Genomic DNA, 21,190 nt, shown 5'->3' with positions numbered 1-21,190 from the left:
CAGCTTCACCGGTCTGCGCCGGTGCCCTCGCCGAACGGCATGGACGTGCCGTACACCCACCTGGCGAAGGTCGTCGCCGAGGCGGGTGGCGCGACTGAAGGAACCGGCCGTTACGAATGCGGGCGCGAGCAGGCACTATGGGCGGAAGAGCAGTTCACCTGCCGCACGTGAGGCGGTCGACCCCGGATCAGCCGGGCGATCATGGTCCGCAACGCGTACGAAACGGTGGTGTGGTGGGATGCTCAGGTGCCCGACCGCCTCCCGTGGTACGGAAGAGAAGGCGGCCTGACCAGCAAGGATGGGGAAGCGGAAGATGGACAAGCAGCAGGAGTTCGTGCTCCGGACGTTGGAGGAGCGCGACATCCGGTTCGTACGCCTGTGGTTCACGGACGTGCTGGGCTTCCTCAAGTCCGTCGCCGTGGCCCCGGCCGAGCTGGAGCAGGCCTTCGACGAGGGCATCGGCTTCGACGGCTCCGCGATCGAGGGCTTCGCCCGGGTCTACGAGTCCGACATGATCGCCAAGCCGGACCCGTCGACCTTCCAGATCCTGCCGTGGCGCGCGGAGGCCCCGGGCACGGCCCGGATGTTCTGCGACATCCTCATGCCGGACGGCTCCCCGTCCTTCGCCGACCCGCGCTACGTGCTCAAGCGGGCCCTCGCCCGCACCTCCGACCTGGGCTTCACCTTCTACACCCACCCGGAGATCGAGTTCTTCCTGCTGAAGGACCGGCCGCTGGACGGCTCACGCCCCACTCCGGCCGACAACTCCGGCTACTTCGACCACACCCCGACCAACGTCGGCATGGACTTCCGCCGCCAGGCCATCACCATGCTGGAGTCGATGGGCATCTCGGTGGAGTTCTCCCACCACGAGGGCGCGCCGGGCCAGCAGGAGATCGACCTCCGCTACGCCGACGCGCTGTCCACCGCCGACAACGTCATGACGTTCCGCCTCGTCATGAAGCAGGTGGCCCTGGAGCAGGGCGTGCACGCCACGTTCATGCCGAAGCCCTTCTCCGAGCACCCGGGCAGCGGCATGCACACCCACCTCTCGCTCTTCGAGGGCGACCGCAACGCCTTCTACGAGTCCGGCTCGGAGTACCAGCTCTCCAAGGTGGGCCGCTCCTTCATCGCGGGCCTGCTGCGGCACGCCGCGGAGATCTCCGCGGTCACCAACCAGTGGGTCAACTCCTACAAGCGCATCTGGGGCGGCGCGGAGCGCACCGCGGGCGCGGGCGGCGAGGCCCCCTCGTACATCTGCTGGGGCCACAACAACCGCTCGGCGCTGGTCCGCGTCCCCATGTACAAGCCCGGCAAGACGGGCTCCGCGCGGGTCGAGGTCCGCTCCCTCGACTCCGGCGCCAACCCCTACCTCGCCTACGCCCTGCTGCTGGCCGCCGGCCTCAAGGGCATCGAGGAGGGCTACGAGCTCCCGCCGGGCGCCGAGGACGACGTCTGGGCCCTCTCCGACGCGGAGCGCCGCGCGATGGGCATCGAGCCGCTGCCGCAGAACCTGGGCGAGGCCCTGACCCTGATGGAACGCAGCGACCTCGTCGCCGAGACCCTCGGCGAACACGTCTTCGACTTCTTCCTGCGCAACAAGCGGCAGGAGTGGGAGGAGTACCGGTCCGAGGTGACCGCGTTCGAGCTCCGGAAGAACCTTCCGGCGCTGTAGGTCTGACAGGTCCGTCCGGCCCGGGCCGGACGACCTCCCCCGGCACCGCTCACACCGACGCGTTCTCCGACGTCGTCGTCCATGCGAAACCGTCCGGGTCGGTGAACGACCCGGCGTCGCCGGCGATGGTCAGGCGGTGGGAGCCGGTGCCGTCGGGGGAGACGCCGGCGACCTTGGCGAGGCCGCGGCGCTTGTAGAGGGCCAGCTTCACGGGGCCGTCGGCGGCGAACTCGACGTACTTGGAGCCGAAGCTCTTGCCCACGGCCAGGCCGTGATCGACGTAGAACTGCTTGCTGGCCTTCACGTCCTCGACGCCGAGCAGCAGCACGAAGTCGTCGACCCGTCCGGTCGCCGGGCCGGTGTTCCTCTTCGACGACGACGCGAGCTGCCAGATCGTCCCGTCCGGGGCCTGGACGACGCCTCCGTAGCCCCACAGCGACCTGGCGGCGGGCTTCAGCGTCGTCGCACCGGCCTGCACGGCCGCGTCGGCGAGCGCGTCCACGTCGGCCGGCTGGGGGACCACGAGCGACAGTGTGAACCCGCGGAAGCCGGAGGTCGGTGCGTCCGACGCCCGCAGGCGCAGCCGGTCGCCCAGAGCGAAGGCGGCGGAGTAGAAGCGGTCGGCGGCGGCGGGGTCGGCCACCTCGAGGGTGACGGATGCGATGGAAGTCATGACAACGACGCTAAGCGCGTCCCGCGAGACGCGCTTCTCGATTCCTGACCGGCTTCTCGGGCCCACGGCCCTGCTTCCGCCTCGGGCCCCCAGTTCGGTTCCGCCTCCGCCTCCGCCTCCGCCTCAGCCCTGCCTCCGCCTCGGGCTTGCTTCCGCCGCGGGCCCCCGCTTCGGTCCCGCCCCCGCCTCAGCCCTGCTTCCGCTTCAGATCCGCCAGCAGCTGGTGCAGCGGCTCCGTGGCCCTGCGCCGGTACTCCTGCACCGCCCAGCCGTTGCCGTCCGGGTCCTGGAAGTGCATGAACGTGGCGCCGTCGTCCGGGGAGTACTGGACCGGCTCCGAGACGTCGAGGCCGCGGGCGACCAGCTCCGCGTGGGCCGCCTTGATGTCGGCGACGCACAGCTGCAGGCCCTGGTAGGAGCCCGGGGCCGGGGTCGGACCGGGCGTCATCTGCCAGATCGACTCGCCCAGGGCGATCGAACAGCCGGAACCCGGAGGGGTCAGCTGGACGATCCGCATCCCGGGCATGACCTCCTGGTCGATGTCCACGTGGAAGCCGACCTTGTCCCGGTAGAAGTCCCGGGCGCGGTCGATGTCGCTCACGGGCAGCGGGATGACTTCGAGCGTGACGTCCATGGCGTGACCCTTTCGTCCGGCCTCGAGACAGCCGCTCACCGGATCCGGCCTGACGCCGGCTGAACGGCTCCCCCTCACCGAAGCCGAAAACCCCGGGCGGCGCCACCGAGTGGACGGCCACCGGACCCGTGCCGTGGCGGAAAGGGGCCTCGCGTCCCCCGGAACGCCCCGGACCGCCGTACGTCGCCTGCCCCCGCACGGCCGGTCCGCGTAGCCGCGCGCCCCGGCGGCCAGGCGTGTGGCTTCCCGGCCCTGCGCAGGGACGGGACATCACCGGCGGCCCGCCCCGCCCCCGTCCGCCTGCCGAACTCCCCGGCGCTTCCCCCGGTCTGTGCGGTTAGGCTCAAAGCGGTACGACCTTGATCCGACCCATGTCCGAGGAACAGTGCGAGGGAGGCCCGGATGACGGCGGTGCCGGGGCGCAGGAGCAGCACCTTCACACGGCTGCTGCGGCACGGCTTCACCGACGCGTCCGCCGCCGAACGGCTCCTGGACAGTCCCGAGCTCGCGCCGCTGCGCGACGACCCGGTCCTGCTGGAGGCGCTGGGCGCCACCGCCGACCCCGATCTCGCGCTGCTCGGACTCGTCCGGCTGCTGGAGGCCCAGCACGGCCCCGGCGCCCGCCGGGAACTGCTCGACACGCTGATCTCCTCCAAGCCGCTGCGCGACCGCCTCCTCGGTGTCCTCGGCGCCTCCACGGCCCTGGCCGACCACCTCACCCGGCACCCGGACGACTGGCAGGCTCTCGTCATGTACGAGGCGTACGACCTGCACCCCGGGGTGGAGGAGTTCGAGGCCGGCCTCGCGGAGGCGGACGACCCGGTCTCCCTGCGCGTCGCCTACCGGCGCTGCCTGCTGTCCATCGCCGCCCGGGACGTCTGCGGCACCACCGGCGTCGCCGAATCCGCCGCCGAGCTGGCCGACCTCGCCACCGCCACGCTGCGCGCCGCCCTCGGGATCGCCGAGGCGGCCGCGCCCGAGGACGCCGCCCTGTGCCGCCTCGCGGTGATCGCCATGGGCAAGTGCGGCGGCCACGAGCTGAACTACGTCTCGGACGTGGACGTCATCTTCGTCGGCGAGGCCACCGAGGGAGCCGACGAGACCAAGGCCGTACGCGCCGCGACCCGGCTCGCCTCGCACATGATGCGGATCTGCTCCGAGACCACCGTCGAGGGCTCCATCTGGCCGGTCGACGCCAACCTCCGGCCCGAGGGCCGCAACGGCCCCCTGGTGCGGACCGTGTCCAGCCACCTCGCCTACTACCAGCGCTGGGCCAAGACCTGGGAGTTCCAGGCGCTGCTCAAGGCCCGCCCGGTGGCCGGCGACCTCGACCTCGGCGCGGAGTACGTCGCCGCCGTCCAGCCGCTGGTGTGGAAGGCCGCCGAGCGCGAGAACTTCGTGCCCGACGTGCAGAAGATGCGCCGCCGGGTCGTGGAGAACATCCCCGTCGGCGAGGTCGACCGCCAGCTGAAACTGGGGCCGGGCGGCCTCAGGGACGTCGAGTTCGCCGTGCAGCTGCTCCAGCTGGTGCACGGCCGGGCCGACACCTCCCTGCGCAGCGGCACGACCCTGGACGCGCTCGAGGCGCTCGCCGCCGGCGGCTACGTCGGCCGGGCCGACGCGGCCCAGCTCGACGAGGCCTACCGCTTCCTGCGCTCCCTGGAGCACCGCATCCAGCTGTTCCGGCTGCGCCGCACCCACCTCGTCCCCGAGGACGAGGCCGAGCTGCGCCGCATCGGCCGCTCCCTGGGCCTGCGCGCGGACCCGGTCGCCGATCTGCACCGCGAGTGGCGGCGGCACGCGGGTGTCGTACGCCGTCTGCACGAGAAGCTCTTCTACCGGCCGCTGCTCGACGCGGTCGCCCAGCTCGCGACCGGCGAGGCCCGGCTGAGCACCGAGGCGGCCCGGGAGCGCATGGTCGCCCTCGGCTACGCCGACCCCGCCTCCGCCCTGCGTCACCTGGAGGCGCTGGCCTCCGGCGTCACCCGCAAGGCCGCCATCCAGCGCACCCTGCTGCCGGTGCTGCTCGGCTGGTTCGCCGACTCGGCCGACCCGGACGCCGGCCTGCTGGGCTTCCGCAAGGTCTCGGACGCGCTCGGCAAGACCCCCTGGTACCTGCGGCTGCTACGGGACGAGGGCGCCGCCGCGCAGAACCTCGCCCGGGTGCTGTCCGCCGGCCGGCTCGCGCCGGACCTGCTGATGCGCGCCCCGGAGGCGGTCGCCCTGCTCGGCGACGGGGACGGCGGCGGCCTGGAACCCCGCTCGCGCGCCCATCTGGAGCAGGAGATACGCGCCGCCGTGCGCCGGGCCGACGGCGCCGCCCAGGCCGTCACGGCGGCCCGCGGAGTGCGCCGCCGCGAGCTGTTCCGCACGGCCGCCGCCGACATCGTCGGCTCCTACGGCACCGAGGAGCAGCCCGCCGAGGCCGACCAGGGAGCCCTGGTGGACCGCGTCGGGGCGGCCGTGTCGGACCTGACGGCGGCGACCCTCGCCGGCACGCTCCGCGCGGTCGTGCGGGACGGCTGGGGCGAGGACCTGCCCACCCGGTTCGCGATCATCGGCATGGGCCGGTTCGGCGGCCACGAGCTGGGCTACGGCTCCGACGCGGACGTGCTGTTCGTGCACGAACCGCGCGAGGGCGTCGAAGAGCGGGAGGCGTCCCAGGCGGCCAACAAGGTCGTCTCCGAGATGCGCCGCCTGCTGCAGCTCCCCAGCGCCGACCCGCCCCTGCTCATCGACGCCGACCTGCGCCCGGAGGGCAAGTCCGGCCCGCTGGTCCGCACCCTCACCTCGTACGAGGCGTACTACCGCCGGTGGGCCCTGACCTGGGAGTCGCACGCGCTGCTGCGGGCCGAGCCCGTCGCGGGCGACGAGGACCTGGGCCGCCGCTTCATCGAGCTGATCGACCCGCTGCGCTACCCGGCGGACGGGCTCACCGACGAGGCCGTGCGCGAGATCCGGCGCCTGAAGGCCCGCATGGAGTCGGAGCGGCTGCCGCGCGGCGCCGACCCCAAGCTGCATGCCAAGCTCGGGCCGGGCGGCCTGTCCGACGTGGAGTGGACCGTGCAGCTCATGCAACTGCGGCACGGATCGACGGAGCCGGGCCTGCGCACCACCCGCACCCGCGAGGCCCTGGCCGCCGCCCGCGCCGCCGGGCTCATCACGGACGAGGACGCGGCGACCCTCGACGAGGCCTGGGTCCTCGCGACCCGCGTGCGCAACGCGGTGATGCTGGTCCGCGGCCGGGCCGGCGACACGTTCCCGACCGAACCCCGGGAACTGGCCGCCGTGGGCAGGTACCTGGGCTACGGCCCGGGCCACGCGGGCGACATGCTGGACGCGTACCGCCGCACGGCACGCCGGGCACGCGGTGTGGTGGAGGAACTGTTCTACGGCGTCGCCGACCGCTAGGACGCCCTCCGCCAGGACGCCCGCCCCGGATACCCCCCGCTAGGGACGCCCGCCCCGGACGCGCTGAGGCCCCACCGGGGCCGAAGGCCGGGACGCACCGCGCCCGCGCTCCGGCGCCATCCTCGGCAGCGCGTACGGCTGCCTGCCGTACCAGAGCCGCGCGACCGTGAACCCGAAGGCCAGGCACAGCAGGCCGCCGACCGCGTCGAGCCAGAAGTGGTTGGCCGTGGCGACGATGACCACCAGCGTCAGCGCCGGGTACAGCAGGCCCAGTACCCGCACCCAGGGGACCGACGCCAGGGCGAAGATCGTCAGCCCGCACCACACGGACCAGCCGATGTGCATCGACGGCATCGCGGCGTACTGGTTGGACATGTGCTTCAGATCGCCCGACGCCATCGAACCCCAGGTCTGGTGGACCATGACCGTGTCGATGAAGTCGCCGCCGTTCATCAGCCGCGGGGGCGCCAGCGGATACAGGTAGTAGCCGACCAGGGCGACGGCGGTGGTCGCGAACAGCACCAGGCGGGTCGCCGCGTACCGTCCGGGATGGCGACGGTACAGCCACACCAGCACACCCAGCGTGACGATGAAGTGCAGCGTGGCGTAGTAGTAGTTCATCCCGACGATGAGCCAATGCACCGAGTTCACCGCGTGGTTGACGGACTCCTCGACGGCGATGCCCAGATGGTGCTCGACCCGCCAGATCCAGTCGGCGTTCTGCAGCGCCTCCGCCTTCTGCTCGGGCACGGCGTTGCGGACGAGCGAGTACGTCCAGTAACTCACCGCGATCAGCAGGATCTCGAACCAGAACCGGGGCCGGTGCGGGGTGCGCAGCCGGCGCAGCGGGCCACGCCCCGGATCGGCCGCAACGGGGTCCGGGAGGGCCGCTTCCAGGCCCTCCGGCTTCGTTACGGTCGTTTCACCCATAGGCGCAAAGTCTGCCAGAAAAGGACTTCTCCACCGATCATCCCGCGGCCCCGCCCGGGGCGCATGTCCTACGGCGACATCAGGCCACGGATCTCAGGAACGACCGCGTTCCCCGGGGGCCGAAGCGGTCGAACCGCGCACCACCAGCTCCGGCATGAACACGAACTCGCTGTGCGGCGCGGGCGTCCCGCCGATCTCCTCCAGCAGGGTGCGCACGGCGGCCTGCCCCATCGCGGGGACCGGCTTGCGGATCGTGGTGAGGGGCGGGTCGGTGAAGGCGATCAGCGGGGAGTCGTCGAAGCCCACCACGGAGACGTCCTTCGGCACGTCCAGACCGAGCTGCCGGGCCGCCCGGATCGCACCCAGCGCCATCATGTCGCTGGCGCACACCACGGCCGTGCAGTTCCGGTCGATCAACGCCGTGGCCGCCGCCTGACCACCCTCGAGCGTGTACAGGGAGTGCTGCACCAGCTCCGACTCGACCGTGTCGGCGCGCAGACCCAACTGGTCCTGCATCGTGCGCACGAACCCCTCGATCTTGCGCTGCACCGGCACGAACCGCTTGGGCCCGAGGGCCAGGCCGATGCGGGTGTGCCCGAGGGACACCAGGTGCGTGACCGCGAGGCTCATCGCCGCGCGGTCGTCGGGCGAGATGAACGGCGCCTGCACCTTCGGCGAGAAACCGTCGACCAGTACGTAGGGCACGCCCTGGGCGCGCAGCCGGTCGTAGCGCTGCATGTCGGCGGTGGTGTCGGCGTGCAGCCCGGAGACGTAGATGATGCCCGCGACCCCGCGGTCGACGAGCATCTCGGTCAGCTCGTCCTCGGTCGAGCCGCCCGGAGTCTGGGTGGCCAGCACCGGGGTGTAGCCCTGCCGCGTCAGCGCCTGGCCGATGACCTGCGCCAGGGCCGGGAAGATCGGGTTCTCCAGCTCCGGGGTGATCAGCCCGACCAGCCCCTCGCTGCGCTGGCGCAGGCGCACCGGGCGCTCGTAGCCGAGTACGTCGAGGGCGGCCAGCACGGACTGGCGGGTGGTGGCGGCGACGCCCGGCTTGCCGTTGAGGACGCGGCTGACGGTCGCTTCGCTCACCCCCGCCTGCAACGCGATGTCGGCAAGCCGTGTGGTCACAGCACTGGACTGTAGCGGCCGGTGTTCCCCTTGCACACCGACGGGACGCCTGGTGCGCGCCGTCGCACGGCCCGCTGCGGGTGGCTTGGTCATCGCGGTCCCTCGAGATTCCTGGTCGGCGTCCGATCCGCAACGGATGATTCCCCCGACGGACACGGATGGCAAGTGCTTGCAGAGTCTTGCACAACCGCCGGACTCCCCGCCCAGCAGGCGGAAATCAAGGCCTCGGAGCGATCGACGAGAGGTCACGGCGGGATAACCATCCGCACCCCTTGCAACTTTTTGCTGCAAGGTCTTTCGCAACTCGTTGCAGCGCGGCTAATGTCGCCGACGCCCGGCGGCCAACGGCGCAGTCGGCAGCACGAAACGGGCTTCACCCTCAAGGAGAACTCATGCGGCGTGGCATAGCGGCCACCGCGCTGGTGGCGTCCCTCGCCCTGGCGGCGACGGCCTGCGGCGGAAGCGACAGCGGCGACGAGGCCGACGGCCCGGTCACCCTCACCTGGTGGGACACCTCCAACGCCACCAACGAGGCGCCGACGTACCAGGCCCTGGTGAAGGAGTTCGAGGCCGCCAACAAGGGCATCAAGGTCAAGTACGTCAACGTCCCCTTCGACCAGGCGCAGAACAAGTTCGACACCGCCGCCGGTTCCAAGGGCGCCCCCGACGTGCTGCGCTCCGAGGTCGGCTGGACCCCCGCCTTCGCCAAGAAGGGCTTCTTCGCGCCGCTGGACGGCACCGAGGCCCTCGCCGAGCAGGCCAAGTTCCAGCCCAGCCTGATCGAGCAGGCCACGTACGAGGGCAAGACCTACGGCGTCCCCTTCACCACGGACACCCTCGCCCTCGTCTACAACAAGGCCCTGTACAAGAAGGCCGGCGTCGAAGCACCCAAGACCTGGGACGACCTGAAGAAGGCCGCCGCCACCATCAAGGCGAAGACCGGCGTCGACGGCTACTGGGGCTCCACCCAGGCCTACTACGCCCAGTCCTTCCTCTACGGCGAGGGCACCGACACGGTCGACGCCGACGCCAAGAAGATCACCGTCACCTCGCCCGAGGCCAAGAAGGCCTACGGCACCTGGCAGGGTCTCTTCTCCGGCAAGGGCCTGCACAAGGCCGACACCACCGCCGACGCCTACGCCCACATCCAGGAGGCGTTCGTCAGCGGCAAGGTCGCCTCGATCGTCCAGGGCCCGTGGGAGATCACGAACTTCTACAAGGGTTCGGCCTTCAAGGACAAGGACAACCTCGGCATCGCCACCGTCCCGGCCGGCTCCACCGGCAAGGCGGGCGCCCCGACCGGCGGCCACAACCTCTCCGTGTACGCGGGCTCGGACAAGGCCCACCAGGAGGCCTCGCTGAAGTTCGTGAAGTTCATGACCTCGGCCAAGGCGCAGGAGACCATCGCGCTGAAGAACTCCACGCTCCCCACCCGCGAGGACGCCTACACCGACAAGGTCAAGGCCGACCCCGGCATCGCCGGTTACCAGGGCGTGCTGTCCAGCGCCCAGCCGCGCCCGGCGCTGCCGGAGTACAGCTCGCTGTGGGGCCCGCTCGACGACGAGCTCATCAAGATCGCCGGCGGCAAGGAGTCCCTGGACAAGGGCCTCGGCAACGCCGAGACCGCCATCGCCAAGCTGGTGCCCGACTTCTCCAAGTGACCGCCGGGTGGCCGCAGGATCCCCTGCCACGGGGGAGGGGACCCTGCGGCCACCGGCCCGCTCCTGCCGCCCGGCAGTCTCCTTGACCTCCTTGAACCTCCAGAAGGTGTCGAACCATGACAGTCGCCATCGACCGAGCGACCGGCAAGCGGCGCGGTGAGCGGGAACCGCGACCCGGCCCGGCCCAGCGGCTGAAGAACGGCTTCCACAAGCACTGGTACGCCTACGCGATGATCGCCCCGGTGGCCGTCGTGCTCGGCGTCCTCGTGGTGTACCCACTGGTGTACGGCCTGTACCTCACCCTCACCGACGCCACCAGCCTCAACACCGCCCGCACGATCGGCGTCAACCACATCGACGCCACGTACCGGTTCATCGGCCTGGACAACTACGCCGACATCCTCTGGGGCCCGACGGCGTACGACCGCTTCTGGTCGCACTTCCTGTGGACGGTCTTCTGGACGGCGGCCTGTGTCGCCCTGCACTACGGCATCGGTCTCGGCCTCGCCCTGCTGCTCAACCAGAAGCTGCGCGGCCGCACCCTCTACCGGATGATCCTCGTCCTGCCCTGGGCGGTGCCGACCTTCGTCACCGTGTTCGGCTGGCGGTTCATGCTCGCGGACGGCGGCGTCATCAACTCCGCCCTGGAGGGCCTGGGCCTGCCGGCACCGCTGTGGCTGGAGGACACCTTCTGGCAGCGGTTCGCCGCGATCATGGTCAACACCTGGTGCGGTGTGCCGTTCATGATGGTCTCGCTCCTCGGCGGCCTGCAGGCGATCGACGCGAGCCTGTACGAGGCCTCCGAGATGGACGGCGCCAACGCCTGGCAGCGGTTCCGCTACGTCACCCTGCCCGGTCTGAGGTCCGTCAGTACGACGGTTGTCCTCCTGGGGGTCATCTGGACCTTCAACCAGTTCGCCATCATCTTCCTGTTGTTCGGCAACACCGCACCCGACGCCCAGATCCTCGTCACGTGGGCCTACCAGCTGGGCTTCGGGCAGCAGCCGCGCGACTACGCCCAGTCCGCCGCCTACGGAATCCTGCTCCTGTCCATCCTGATCGTCTTCACCTCCTTCTACCGCCGCTGGCTGAACCGCAACGAGCAGCAGCTCGCGATCTGAGGCAGGAGTTCCCCATGAGTACGACCACCGTCGAGAGCTCCGCCCCGGCCGGCGAGCGGCGCCCCGCGAACGTCCCCGGCAAGGTCCGCGGCCGCGGCGAACGCAGCCGCGGTTCCTCCCTGGCCTCGCACGCCGTGCTGATCGTCGCGAGCCTGACCGCGCTCTTCCCGGTCGCCTGGCTGGTCTTCCTGTCCCTCGGTCCGGACAAGGACGACTACCTCCACCCCGGACGCATCTGGGGCAAGCTGTCGCTCGAGAACTACGCCTACGTCCTGCAGGACACCGGCTTCTTCGACTGGCTGAAGAGCACACTGGTCGTGGTGCTGGGCACGACGCTGATCGGCGTCGTCGTCGCCGCGTCCACCGGCTACGCGGTCTCCCGCATGCGCTTCCCCGGCTACCGGAAGCTGATGTGGGTGCTGCTGGTCACCCAGATGTTCCCCATCGCGGTACTGATCGTGCCGATGTACCAGATCCTCTCGGATCTGCAGCTCATCGACAGCTACCTTGGTCTCATCCTTGTCAACTGCACCACGATCGTGCCGTACTGCGCCTGGCTGATGAAGGGCTATTTCGACACCATCCCGTTCGAGATCGACGAGGCCGGGCGCGTCGACGGGCTGACCCCCTTCGGCACGTTCGCGCGGCTCATCCTGCCGCTCGCCAAGCCGGGCCTCGCGGTCGCGGCGTTCTACAGCTTCCTCACGGCCTTCGGTGAGGTCGCGTTCGCCTCGACGTTCATGCTGAGCGACGACAAGTACACCTTCGCCGTCGGTCTGCAGACGTTCGTGAGCGAGCACGACGCGCAGCGCAACCTGATGGCTGCGACGGCCGTGCTGATCGCGATACCGGCCGCCCTGTTCTTCTACCTCGTGCAGAAGAACCTCGTGACGGGCCTCACGGCCGGCGGCACCAAGGGGTGACCTTCGTCGAGCGATCGGCCGCGGCGCCGTCGTGGTTGCTCGCGCAGTTCCCCGCGCCCCTTCGGGGCGCGGGTGTGGCGGCCGTGGCGCCCATCCGACCCCGCTGTGCCGCGGCCGCCTCGTCACCCCACCCACGCCTTCCATGACCGACATCCTGTTACGCATCAAGGACGACATGAGCCAGCACTCAGCCGCACCTGCCCCCCACCCCGCGTCCGCCGTCGCCGTCGCCAAGCGCCGTGACTGGTGGCGGGACGCGGTGATCTACCAGGTGTACCCGCGCAGCTTCGCCGACAGCAACGGCGACGGCATGGGCGACCTGGAGGGTGTCCGCACCCGTCTGCCGTACCTGCGCGACCTCGGCGTGGACGCCGTGTGGCTCAGCCCCTTCTACGCCTCGCCGCAGGCCGACGCCGGCTACGACGTCGCCGACTACCGTGCCGTCGACCCCATGTTCGGCAACCTGCTGGACGCCGACGCGCTGATCCGCGACGCCCACCGGCTGGGCCTGAGGATCATCGTCGACCTCGTCCCGAACCACTCCTCGGACCAGTACGAGTGGTTCAAGCGGGCCGTCGCGCAGGGCCCGGGCTCCGCGCTGCGGGACCGCTACCACTTCCGCCCCGGCAAGGGCGAGCACGGCGAACTGCCGCCCAACGACTGGGAGTCGATCTTCGGCGGCCCGGCCTGGACCCGCGTCACCGAACCCGACGGCACGCCCGGCGAGTGGTACCTGCACCTCTTCGCCCCCGAGCAGCCCGACTTCAACTGGGAGCACCCCGCCGTCGGCGACGAGTTCCGCTCCATCCTGCGCTTCTGGCTGGACATGGGCGTCGACGGCTTCCGGGTCGACGTCGCTCACGGCCTGGTGAAGGCCGAGGGGCTGCCCGACCTTGGATCCCACGACCAGGTGAAGCTGCTGGGCAACGATGTCATGCCGTTCTTCGACCAGGACGGCGTGCACGAGATCTACCGGCAGTGGCGGCAGATCCTCGACGAGTACGCGGGAGAAAGGATCTTCGTCGCCGAGGCCTGGACCCCGACCATCGAGCGGACCGCGAACTACGTCCGCCCCGACGAGCTGCACCAGGCCTTCAACTTCCAGTACCTCAGCACCCACTGGGACGCCGCGGAGATGCGCGAGGTCATCGACCGCACCCTGGAGGCCATGCGCCCGGTCGGCGCCCCGGCCACCTGGGTGCTGTCCAACCACGACGTGACCCGGCACGCCACCCGCTTCGCCAACCCGCCCGGCCTCGGCACCCAGATCCGCCTGGCCGGAGACCGCGCACTGGGGCTGCGCAGGGCCCGGGCCGCGAGCCTGCTCATGCTGGCGCTGCCCGGCTCGGCGTACGTCTACCAGGGCGAGGAGCTCGGTCTGCCCGACGTCGTCGACCTGCCGGACGAGGTGCGCCAGGACCCGGCGTACTTCCGCGGCGCGGGCCAGGACGGCTTCCGCGACGGCTGCCGGGTGCCGATCCCGTGGACCCGGTCGGGGTCGTCGTACGGCTTCGGGGACGGCGGCAGCTGGCTGCCGCAGCCGGAGGGCTGGGGCGAGCTGAGCGTCGAGGCGCAGACCGGTGAACCCGGTTCGACCCTGGAGCTGTACCGGACCGCGCTCGCCGTGCGCCGTGAGCAGCCCGACCTCGGCGCCGGCACGTCCGTGGAGTGGCTGCGGGTGCCCGAGGGCGTGCTGGCCTTCCGGCGCGGGGAGTTCGTGTGCGTCGCCAACACCACCGGGGAGTCGGTGGCGATGCCGGCGTATGGCCGGGTGCTGGTGGCGAGCGGCGAGATCGTGCAGGTCGACGACGAGGCGAAGGTGCCGGCCGACACCACGGTGTGGTGGACCACCGCGACCTCCGCGACCTCTGCGACCACCGAGCCCACCGAGGCCCGCGCCTGATTTTCCTTTGAATTCCGTACGGCCCGCTGCCCTTTCGGGCGGCGGGCCTCTACCATCTGCGTCACCGCAAGGTTTCTGAACCTTGCAGCAAGAACCTTCAACGAAGAAGGAAACCCCACATGGCACGCAGATACCTCGCCACCGCCGTCGCGCTCGCCGCGGCTTCGATTGTCATGAACCCGACTGGCGCGCAGGCCTCCCCACCTGGCACCAAGGACGTCACCGCCGTCCTCTTCGAGTGGAACTTCGCCTCGGTCGCCCGCGAGTGCACCACCACCCTCGGGCCCGCCGGATACGGCTCCGTCCAGGTCTCCCCGCCCGCCGAGCACATACAGGGCCCGCAGTGGTGGACGTCGTACCAGCCGGTCAGCTACAAGATCGCCGGTCGGCTCGGCGACCGGACGGCCTTCCGGAACATGGTGAACACCTGCCACGCGGCCGGTGTGAAGGTGGTCGTCGACACGGTCGTCAACCACATGTCGGCCGGCACCGGCACCGGCACCGGCGGCTCGTCGTACAGCAAGTACACCTACCCCGGCCTGTACTCGTCCTTCGACTTCGACGACTGCACCAGCAGGATCAGCAACTACCAGGACCGCTGGAACGTCCAGCACTGCGAACTGGTGGGCCTGGCCGATCTCGACACGGGCGAGAACTACGTCCGCGGCGCGATCGCCGGCTACCTGAACGACCTGCTCTCCCTCGGCGTCGACGGCTTCCGCATCGACGCGGCCAAGCACATCGACACCGCCGACCTCGCCGACATCAAGTCGCGGCTGAGCAACCCGTCGGTGTACTGGAAGCAGGAGGTCATCCACGGCGCCGGCGAGGCCGTCCAGCCCACCGAATACACGAGTAACGGCGACGTCCAGGAGTTCCGCTACGCATACGACCTCAAGCGGGTCTTCACCAACGAGAACCTCGCCTACCTGAAGAACTACGGCGAGGGCTGGGGCTACATGAACAGCGGCGTCTCCGGTGTCTTCGTCGACAACCACGACACCGAGCGCAACGGCTCGACCCTCAGCTACAAGGACGGGGCGAACTACACCTTGGCCAACGTCTTCATGCTGGCCTGGCCCTACGGCGCCCCCGACATCAACTCCGGGTACGAGTTCTCCGACACGGACGCGGGCCCGCCCCACGGTGGTGCGGTGAACGCCTGCTGGCAGGACGGCTGGAAGTGCCAGCACAACTGGCCCGAGATCAAGTCCATGGTCGCCTTCCGCAACGCCACCCGGGGCCAGGCCGTCACCAACTGGTGGGACAACGGCGGCGACGCCATCGCCTTCGGCCGGGGCAGCAAGGGCTTCGTGGCCATCAACCACGAGCCGGGATCTCTGACCCGGACGTACCAGACCTCGCTGCCCGCCGGGACGTACTGCGACGTGCAGAACAACAGGACTGTGACGGTGAACTCCAGCGGACAGCTCACGGCCACCCTGGGCGCGGACGCCGCCCTGGCGGTGTACGCGGGCAAGCCGAGCTGCTGAGAGCGGCCGACTGAAAGTTTTTTCCGATGGTTTCACGCCTCTTGCTGTAAGTGTTGCGGCGGCGATACGGTCGCGCGGGGTCGGACCCGAAGAGCCGTAATCGCAAGGAGCCCATCTGTGATACCGAGATGGCCGACGCCGTCGAGGCGCCGAACCACCCATGCCGGACGGGTCGCTGCGGTCACCGTGACCGCGCTGGCCGCAGCGCTCGTCCAGCCCCTCGCGGCGCGGGCCGACGCTCCGCCTCCGCCCCCCTCCGACGCCAGGCTGGCCGCCCAGCCCGCCCGGCACGACGCCACCCGCGAGCAGTTCTACTTCGTCCTGCCGGACCGTTTCGCCAACGGCGACCCGCGCAACGACAAGGGCGGCCTGACCGGTTCACGCCTGTCGACCGGCTACGACCCCACCGACAAGGGCTTCTACCAGGGCGGCGACCTCAAGGGCCTGACCAAGCGGCTCGACTACATCAAGGGCCTGGGCACCACCGCCCTGTGGATGGCCCCCATCTTCAAGAACCAGCCCGTGCAGGGCACGGGGGAGAACGCCTCCGCCGGCTACCACGGCTACTGGATCACGGACTTCACCCAGGTCGACCCGCACTTCGGCACCAACGAGGACCTCGAGACCCTCATCGACAAGGCCCACGCCAAGGGCATGAAGGTCTTCTTCGACGTCATCACCAACCACACCGCCGACGTCGTCGACTACGAGGAGAAGTCCTACGACTACCTCTCCAAGGGCGCCTTCCCGTACCTGACGAAGGACGGCGTGCCCTTCGACGACGCCGACTACGCCGACGGACGGCACGGCTTCCCCGCGGTCGACCGGGACTCCTTCCCGCGCACCCCGGTCGTCACCGAGAAGAACAAGGTCCCGTCGTGGCTCAACGACCCGACGATGTACCACAACCGCGGCGACTCCACCTTCGCCGGTGAGAGCTCCACCCACGGCGACTTCTCCGGCCTCGACGACCTGTGGACCGAACGGCCCGAGGTCGTCCACGGCATGGAGAAGATCTACCAGCGCTGGGTGCGGGACTTCGACGTCGACGGCTTCCGGATCGACACCGTGAAGCACGTCGACATGGAGTTCTGGACCCAGTGGGCCACCGCCCTCGACGCCTACGCCGCGAAGCGCGGCCGAGACGACTTCTTCATGTTCGGCGAGGTCTACTCCGCAGACACGAACGTCACCGCCCCGTACGTCACCGAGGGCCGGCTCGACGCCACCCTCGACTTCCCCTTCCAGGAGGCGGCCCGCCAGTACGCCTCGCAGGGCGGCAGCGCCCGCAAGCTCGCGGGTGTCTTCGGCGACGACTACAAGTACACGACCGGCAAGGCCAACGCGTACGAGCAGGTCACCTTCCTCGGCAACCACGACATGGGCCGCATCGGGTCGTTCCTGAAGCAGGACGATCCCAAGGCCACCGACGCCGAGATCCTCGCCAAGGACGAGCTGGCCAACGAGCTGATGTTCCTCAGCCGCGGCAACCCGGTCGTCTACTACGGCGACGAGCAGGGCTTCACCGGCCCGGGCGGTGACAAGGACGCCCGGCAGAGCATGTTCGCCTCGCGCACCGCCGACTACCTCGACGACGACCGCATCGGCACCGACCGCACCCACGCCGAGGACGCCTACGACACGAAGGCGCCCCTCTACCGGCAGATCAGCGCCCTCGCGGGGCTCCGCAAGGCCAACCCGGCGCTGACCGACGGCGTCCAGCAGGAGCGGTACGCGGCCGACGGCCCGGGCGTCTACGCCTTCTCCCGCACGGACGCGAAGACCGGCACCGAGTACGTCGTCGCCTTCAACAACGCCGGCGAGAAGAAGACCGCGACCTTCCCGACCGGCTCGGCCGGCATGACCTTCAAGGGCATCCACGGCACCGACGCCTCTGCGAAGAGCGACGGTGACAAGAAGGTCACCGTCACCGTCCCGGCCGGGTCGGCGATCGTCCTCAAGGCGGCCGGAAAGCTCGCCAAGCCCGCCACCGCACCCAGCCTCACCGTGAAGGCCCCCGCGGCCGGCGCGACCGGCACGGTCGACGTCACCGCCGACGTTGGGGGCACCTCCCGCTCGAGCGAAGCCGAGAGTGGGGGAGGCGGACAGCTCAACCGGGTCGTCTTCGCCGCCCAGACCGGCAACGGGAAGTGGCAGACCCTCGGCTCCGCCGACCACGCCCCGTACAAGGTCACCCACACCATCGGCAAGGACGTGCCCCCCGGTACGGCCCTGCGCTACAAGGCCGTCGTCGTCGACGCCACCGGCCGCACCGCGAGCGCCCGGGCCGGCTCCACCACCGGCACCCCGCCCGCCCCCGAGCCACCCACCGCCTCCTCCCGCGACTACGCGATCGTCCACTACAAGCGCACGGACGGCGACTACGCCGACTGGGGCCTGTACGCCTGGGGCGACCTCGCCGAGGGCGAGGCCACCGAATGGCCCAAGAGCCACCCCTTCACCGGCCGGGACGCCTACGGCGCCTTCGCCTGGGTCAAGCTCAAGCCCGGCGCCTCGAACGTCGGCTTCCTCGTCATCGACAAGGACGGCGCCAAGGACGTCTCCACCGACCGCACGATCGACGTCACCAAGACCGGCGAGATCTGGATCGAGCAGGGCAAGGACACCGTCACCACCGAACGGCCCGACTACCCGGCCCCCGACAAGAGCAAGGCCGTCCTGCACTACCACCGGGCCGACGGCGACTACGACGGCTGGGGACTGCACGTCTGGACCGGCGCCGCGAACCCCACCGACTGGTCGAACCCCCTCAAGCCGGTCAAGACTGATACCTATGGCGCAGTCTTCGAGGTACCGCTCACCGACGGAGCCACCAGCCTCAGCTACATCCTCCACAAGGGCGACGAGAAGGACCTGCCCACCGACCAGTCGCTCGACCTCACGGCGAACGGCCACGAGGTGTGGCTGGTGAACGGCCAGGAGAAGTACGTGCTCCCGCAGCCCGCGGGCAGTGCCGCCGCCCTCGACCTGACGACGTCCAAGGCGGTGTGGCTCGACCGGAACACCCTCGCCTGGAACGGCTCCGACGCCGCCGCCTCCACCCAGCTGCTGTACTCCCGCGACGGCTCGATCAAGGCCGAGAACGGCGTCCTGACCGGCGACGCCAAGTGGCTGCGCCTGTCCAAGGGAGAGCTGAGCGACGCCCAGAAGGCGAAGTTCCCGCACCTGAAGGCGTACGACGCCTGGACCGTCGACCCCCGTGACCGCGACCGGGTCCGCGAGGCCCTGCGCGGCCAGGTCGTCGCCACCCAGCGCGCGGCCAACGGCGCGGTACTCGCGGCGACCGGCGTCCAGATCGCAGGAGTCCTCGACGCCCTGTACCCCGGCGCCACCGAGGCCGACCTCGGGCCCACCTTCTCCAAGGGCCGCCCCACCCTGTCCGTGTGGGCGCCGACGGCGCAGTCCGTCGCCCTGGAACTCGACGGCAAGGCCGTCCCCATGCGCCGCGACAGCGCCACCGGCGTCTGGTCCGTCACCGGCCCGGCGTCCTGGAAGGGCAAGCCCTACCGCTACGTCGTGAAGGTCTGGGCGCCCGGTGTCCGCAAGGTCGTCACCAACAAGGTCACCGACCCCTACGCCCTCGCCCTCACCACCGACTCCGAGCGCAGCCTCGTCGTCGACCTGGACGACAAGGCGCTGAAGCCGTCCGGCTGGACGTCGTACACCAAGCCGAAGGCCGTGCCGCTGCGGGACGCCCAGATCCAGGAGCTGCACATCCGGGACTTCTCCGTCGAGGACCGCACGGCGAAGCACCCCGGCACCTACCTCGCCTTCACCGACAAGACGAGCGACGGCAGCAAGCACCTGCGCGAGCTGGCGAAGGCGGGCACCTCCTACGTCCATCTCCTGCCCGCGTTCGACATCGCCACCATCCCGGAGAAGAAGGCCGACCAGGCGAGGACCGACTGCGACCTGGCGTCCTTCCCGGCCGACTCGGACAAGCAGCAGGAGTGCGTCGGGAAGATCGCCGCGAAGGACGCATACAACTGGGGCTACGACCCGTACCACTACACGGTTCCCGAGGGCTCCTACGCCACCGACCCGGACGGCACCGCCCGCACGGTCGAGTTCCGCACGATGGTCAAGGCCCTGAACGACGACGGACTGCGGGTCGTCATGGACGTCGTCTACAACCACACCGCGGCGAGCGGCCAGGCCGGCACCTCCGTCCTGGACCGGATCGTGCCCGGCTACTACCAGCGGCTCCTTGCCGACGGCTCGGTCGCCAACAGCACCTGCTGCGCCAACACGGCCACCGAGAACGCCATGATGGGCAAGCTGGTCGTCGACTCGATCGTCACCTGGGCCAAGGAGTACAAGGTCGACGGCTTCCGCTTCGACCTCATGGGCCACCACCCCAAGGCCAACATCCTGGCCGTCCGCAAGGCCCTCGACGAGCTGACCCCGGCGAAGGACGGAGTCGACGGCAAGAAGATCATCCTCTACGGCGAGGGCTGGAACTTCGGCGAGGTCGCCGACGACGCCCGGTTCGTCCAGGCCACGCAGAAGAACATGGCCGGCACCGGCATCGCCACCTTCTCCGACCGGGCCCGCGACGCGGTGCGCGGCGGCGGCCCCTTCGACGAGGACCCCGGGGTCCAGGGCTTCGCCTCCGGCCTCTACACCGACCCCAACTCCTCCAAGAACAACGGCACACCCGCCGAGCAGAAGGCCCGCCTCCTGCACTACCAGGACCTCATCAAGGTCGGCCTCTCCGGCAACCTCGCCGGCTACCGCTTCACCGACACCGGCGGCAAGGAGGTCAAGGGCTCCGACGTCGACTACAACGGTGCACCCGCCGGATACGCCGACGCCCCGGGCGACGCCCTCGCCTACGCCGACGCGCACGACAACGAGTCCCTGTTCGACGCCCTCGCCTTCAAACTGCCCGCCACGACCAGCGCGTCCGACCGGGCCAGGATGCAGGTCCTCGCCATGGCCACGGCCACCCTCTCCCAGGGCCCGGCCCTCTCCCAGGCGGGCACCGACCTGCTGCGCTCCAAGTCCCTGGACCGCAACTCCTACGACAGCGGCGACTGGTTCAACGCCGTCCACTGGAGGTGCGAGGACGGCAACGGCTTCGGCCGCGGACTGCCCATGGCGGCCGACAACACCGACAAGTGGCCGTACGCCAAGCCCCTGCTGAGCACCGTCGAGGTGGGCTGCGAGCAGATCGAGGGCACCTCGGCCGCGTACCGCGACCTGCTGCGGATCCGGAGCACCGAGAAGGACTTCTCCCTCGGCACGTCCGCCCAGGTACAGTCCCGGCTCTCCTTCCCACTGTCGGGCACGGACGAGACACCCGGCGTGATCACCATGCGGCTCGGTGACCTCGTCGTCGTCTTCAACGCCACGCCCGACCGGCAGGAGCAGCGCGTGTCCGCCCTCGCCGGGACCGGCTACCGGCTGCACCCGGTGCAGGCGGCGGGCGCGGACGCGACCGTGAAGTCCTCCGCCTACGCGTGGGCGTCCGGCACCTTCGCCGTGCCGGCGCGCACGGTCGCGGTCTTCACCCGGACCACGGGGTAACGCACCCGGGTGGGGGTGGGGCGGACCGCGACCGGCGGGCCGCCCCGCCCCCACCCGCGGCTAGGGTGGGCACACCGACCTGGAACAG

13 protein-coding genes are annotated in these 21,190 nt (G+C 70.4%); 9 read left to right on the top strand and 4 right to left on the bottom strand.

Going from position 1 to position 21,190, the window contains the following annotated elements:
• Nucleotides 1–21: 21 nt before the first annotated feature.
• Together AB0B29_RS00400 and glnA are read left to right on the top strand one after the other, a co-directional pair.
• Nucleotides 22–171: a hypothetical protein gene (locus tag AB0B29_RS00400; protein ID WP_362231948.1), complete on the top strand. Its 150-nt coding sequence runs from the start codon at nt 22–24 to the stop codon at nt 169–171.
• 142 nt (nt 172–313) lie between these two features.
• Complete coding sequence (gene glnA, locus AB0B29_RS00395; protein WP_033312643.1) at nt 314–1,675, top strand: type I glutamate--ammonia ligase; 1,362 nt, start codon at nt 314–316, stop codon at nt 1,673–1,675.
• Nucleotides 1,676–1,724: 49 nt separating this feature from the next.
• Here the strand turns inward: glnA and AB0B29_RS00390 are convergent, their stop codons facing one another.
• Both AB0B29_RS00390 and AB0B29_RS00385 read right to left on the bottom strand, forming a co-directional pair.
• Entirely contained in the window at nt 1,725–2,348 is a 624-nt protein-coding gene (locus AB0B29_RS00390; RefSeq protein WP_362231946.1) for a glyoxalase, read from the bottom strand.
• 187 nt (nt 2,349–2,535) lie between these two features.
• Nucleotides 2,536–2,982, bottom strand: coding sequence for a VOC family protein (locus AB0B29_RS00385; RefSeq protein ID WP_362231944.1), 447 nt, complete (start codon nt 2,980–2,982; stop codon nt 2,536–2,538).
• Nucleotides 2,983–3,384: 402 nt separating this feature from the next.
• Between AB0B29_RS00385 and AB0B29_RS00380 the strand changes: the two genes are divergently transcribed.
• A complete protein-coding gene (locus AB0B29_RS00380) occupies nt 3,385–6,393 on the top strand; it encodes a bifunctional [glutamine synthetase] adenylyltransferase/[glutamine synthetase]-adenylyl-L-tyrosine phosphorylase (protein ID WP_362231942.1) in 3,009 nt (1,002 codons plus the stop codon).
• A gap of 39 nt (nt 6,394–6,432) precedes the next feature.
• On the opposite strand, the gene AB0B29_RS00375 is transcribed toward AB0B29_RS00380, so the two are convergent.
• Nucleotides 6,433–7,323, bottom strand: coding sequence for a phosphatase PAP2 family protein (locus AB0B29_RS00375; protein WP_362231941.1), 891 nt, complete (start codon nt 7,321–7,323; stop codon nt 6,433–6,435).
• 93 nt (nt 7,324–7,416) lie between these two features.
• Nucleotides 7,417–8,451, bottom strand: a complete 1,035-nt coding sequence (locus AB0B29_RS00370) for a LacI family DNA-binding transcriptional regulator (protein WP_362231939.1) — start codon at nt 8,449–8,451, stop codon at nt 7,417–7,419.
• 392 nt (nt 8,452–8,843) lie between these two features.
• On the opposite strand from AB0B29_RS00370, the gene AB0B29_RS00365 reads away from it, so the two are divergent.
• The 6 genes from AB0B29_RS00365 (at nt 8,844) to pulA (ending at nt 21,102) form a co-directional block, all read left to right on the top strand.
• Nucleotides 8,844–10,112 carry an extracellular solute-binding protein gene (locus AB0B29_RS00365; RefSeq protein ID WP_362231937.1) on the top strand — a complete coding sequence of 423 codons (1,269 nt, stop codon included), beginning with the start codon at nt 8,844–8,846 and terminating at the stop codon, nt 10,110–10,112.
• A gap of 116 nt (nt 10,113–10,228) precedes the next feature.
• On the top strand, nt 10,229–11,233 hold the full coding sequence (locus AB0B29_RS00360; RefSeq protein ID WP_362231935.1) for a carbohydrate ABC transporter permease: 1,005 nt from the start codon (nt 10,229–10,231) through the stop codon (nt 11,231–11,233).
• A gap of 14 nt (nt 11,234–11,247) precedes the next feature.
• Nucleotides 11,248–12,156 carry a sugar ABC transporter permease gene (locus AB0B29_RS00355; protein ID WP_362231934.1) on the top strand — a complete coding sequence of 303 codons (909 nt, stop codon included), beginning with the start codon at nt 11,248–11,250 and terminating at the stop codon, nt 12,154–12,156.
• Between the two features lie 175 nt (nt 12,157–12,331).
• Entirely contained in the window at nt 12,332–14,059 is a 1,728-nt protein-coding gene (locus AB0B29_RS00350) for a glycoside hydrolase family 13 protein (RefSeq protein ID WP_362233836.1), read from the top strand.
• A gap of 119 nt (nt 14,060–14,178) precedes the next feature.
• Nucleotides 14,179–15,552 (top strand): alpha-amylase, encoded by a 1,374-nt coding sequence (locus AB0B29_RS00345; protein WP_362231932.1) that lies wholly within the window; start codon nt 14,179–14,181, stop codon nt 15,550–15,552.
• 117 nt (nt 15,553–15,669) lie between these two features.
• Nucleotides 15,670–21,102 carry a pullulanase-type alpha-1,6-glucosidase gene (gene pulA / locus AB0B29_RS00340; RefSeq protein WP_362231930.1) on the top strand — a complete coding sequence of 1,811 codons (5,433 nt, stop codon included), beginning with the start codon at nt 15,670–15,672 and terminating at the stop codon, nt 21,100–21,102.
• The last annotated feature ends 88 nt before the right edge of the window (nt 21,103–21,190 follow it).

The organism is Streptomyces tibetensis, assembly GCF_040647715.1.
GTDB lineage: Bacteria > Actinomycetota > Actinomycetes > Streptomycetales > Streptomycetaceae > Streptomyces > Streptomyces tibetensis_A.
The sequence above is the reverse complement of the archived record's forward strand: the minus strand, read 5'-3'. Positions and strand labels throughout refer to the sequence as shown.

Bases quoted from the DNA above. Each gene is read 5' to 3' on its own strand.
- glnA (WP_033312643.1), top strand. From the start codon at position 314: ATGGACAAGCAGCAGGAGTTCGTGCTCCGGACGTTGGAGGAGCGCGAC.
- AB0B29_RS00390 (WP_362231946.1), bottom strand. From the start codon at position 2,348: ATGACTTCCATCGCATCCGTCACCCTCGAGGTGGCCGACCCCGCCGCC.
- AB0B29_RS00385 (WP_362231944.1), bottom strand. From the start codon at position 2,982: ATGGACGTCACGCTCGAAGTCATCCCGCTGCCCGTGAGCGACATCGAC.
- AB0B29_RS00380 (WP_362231942.1), top strand. From the start codon at position 3,385: ATGACGGCGGTGCCGGGGCGCAGGAGCAGCACCTTCACACGGCTGCTG.
- AB0B29_RS00375 (WP_362231941.1), bottom strand. From the start codon at position 7,323: ATGGGTGAAACGACCGTAACGAAGCCGGAGGGCCTGGAAGCGGCCCTC.
- AB0B29_RS00365 (WP_362231937.1), top strand. From the start codon at position 8,844: ATGCGGCGTGGCATAGCGGCCACCGCGCTGGTGGCGTCCCTCGCCCTG.
- AB0B29_RS00360 (WP_362231935.1), top strand. From the start codon at position 10,229: ATGACAGTCGCCATCGACCGAGCGACCGGCAAGCGGCGCGGTGAGCGG.
- AB0B29_RS00355 (WP_362231934.1), top strand. From the start codon at position 11,248: ATGAGTACGACCACCGTCGAGAGCTCCGCCCCGGCCGGCGAGCGGCGC.
- AB0B29_RS00350 (WP_362233836.1), top strand. From the start codon at position 12,332: ATGAGCCAGCACTCAGCCGCACCTGCCCCCCACCCCGCGTCCGCCGTC.
- AB0B29_RS00345 (WP_362231932.1), top strand. From the start codon at position 14,179: ATGGCACGCAGATACCTCGCCACCGCCGTCGCGCTCGCCGCGGCTTCG.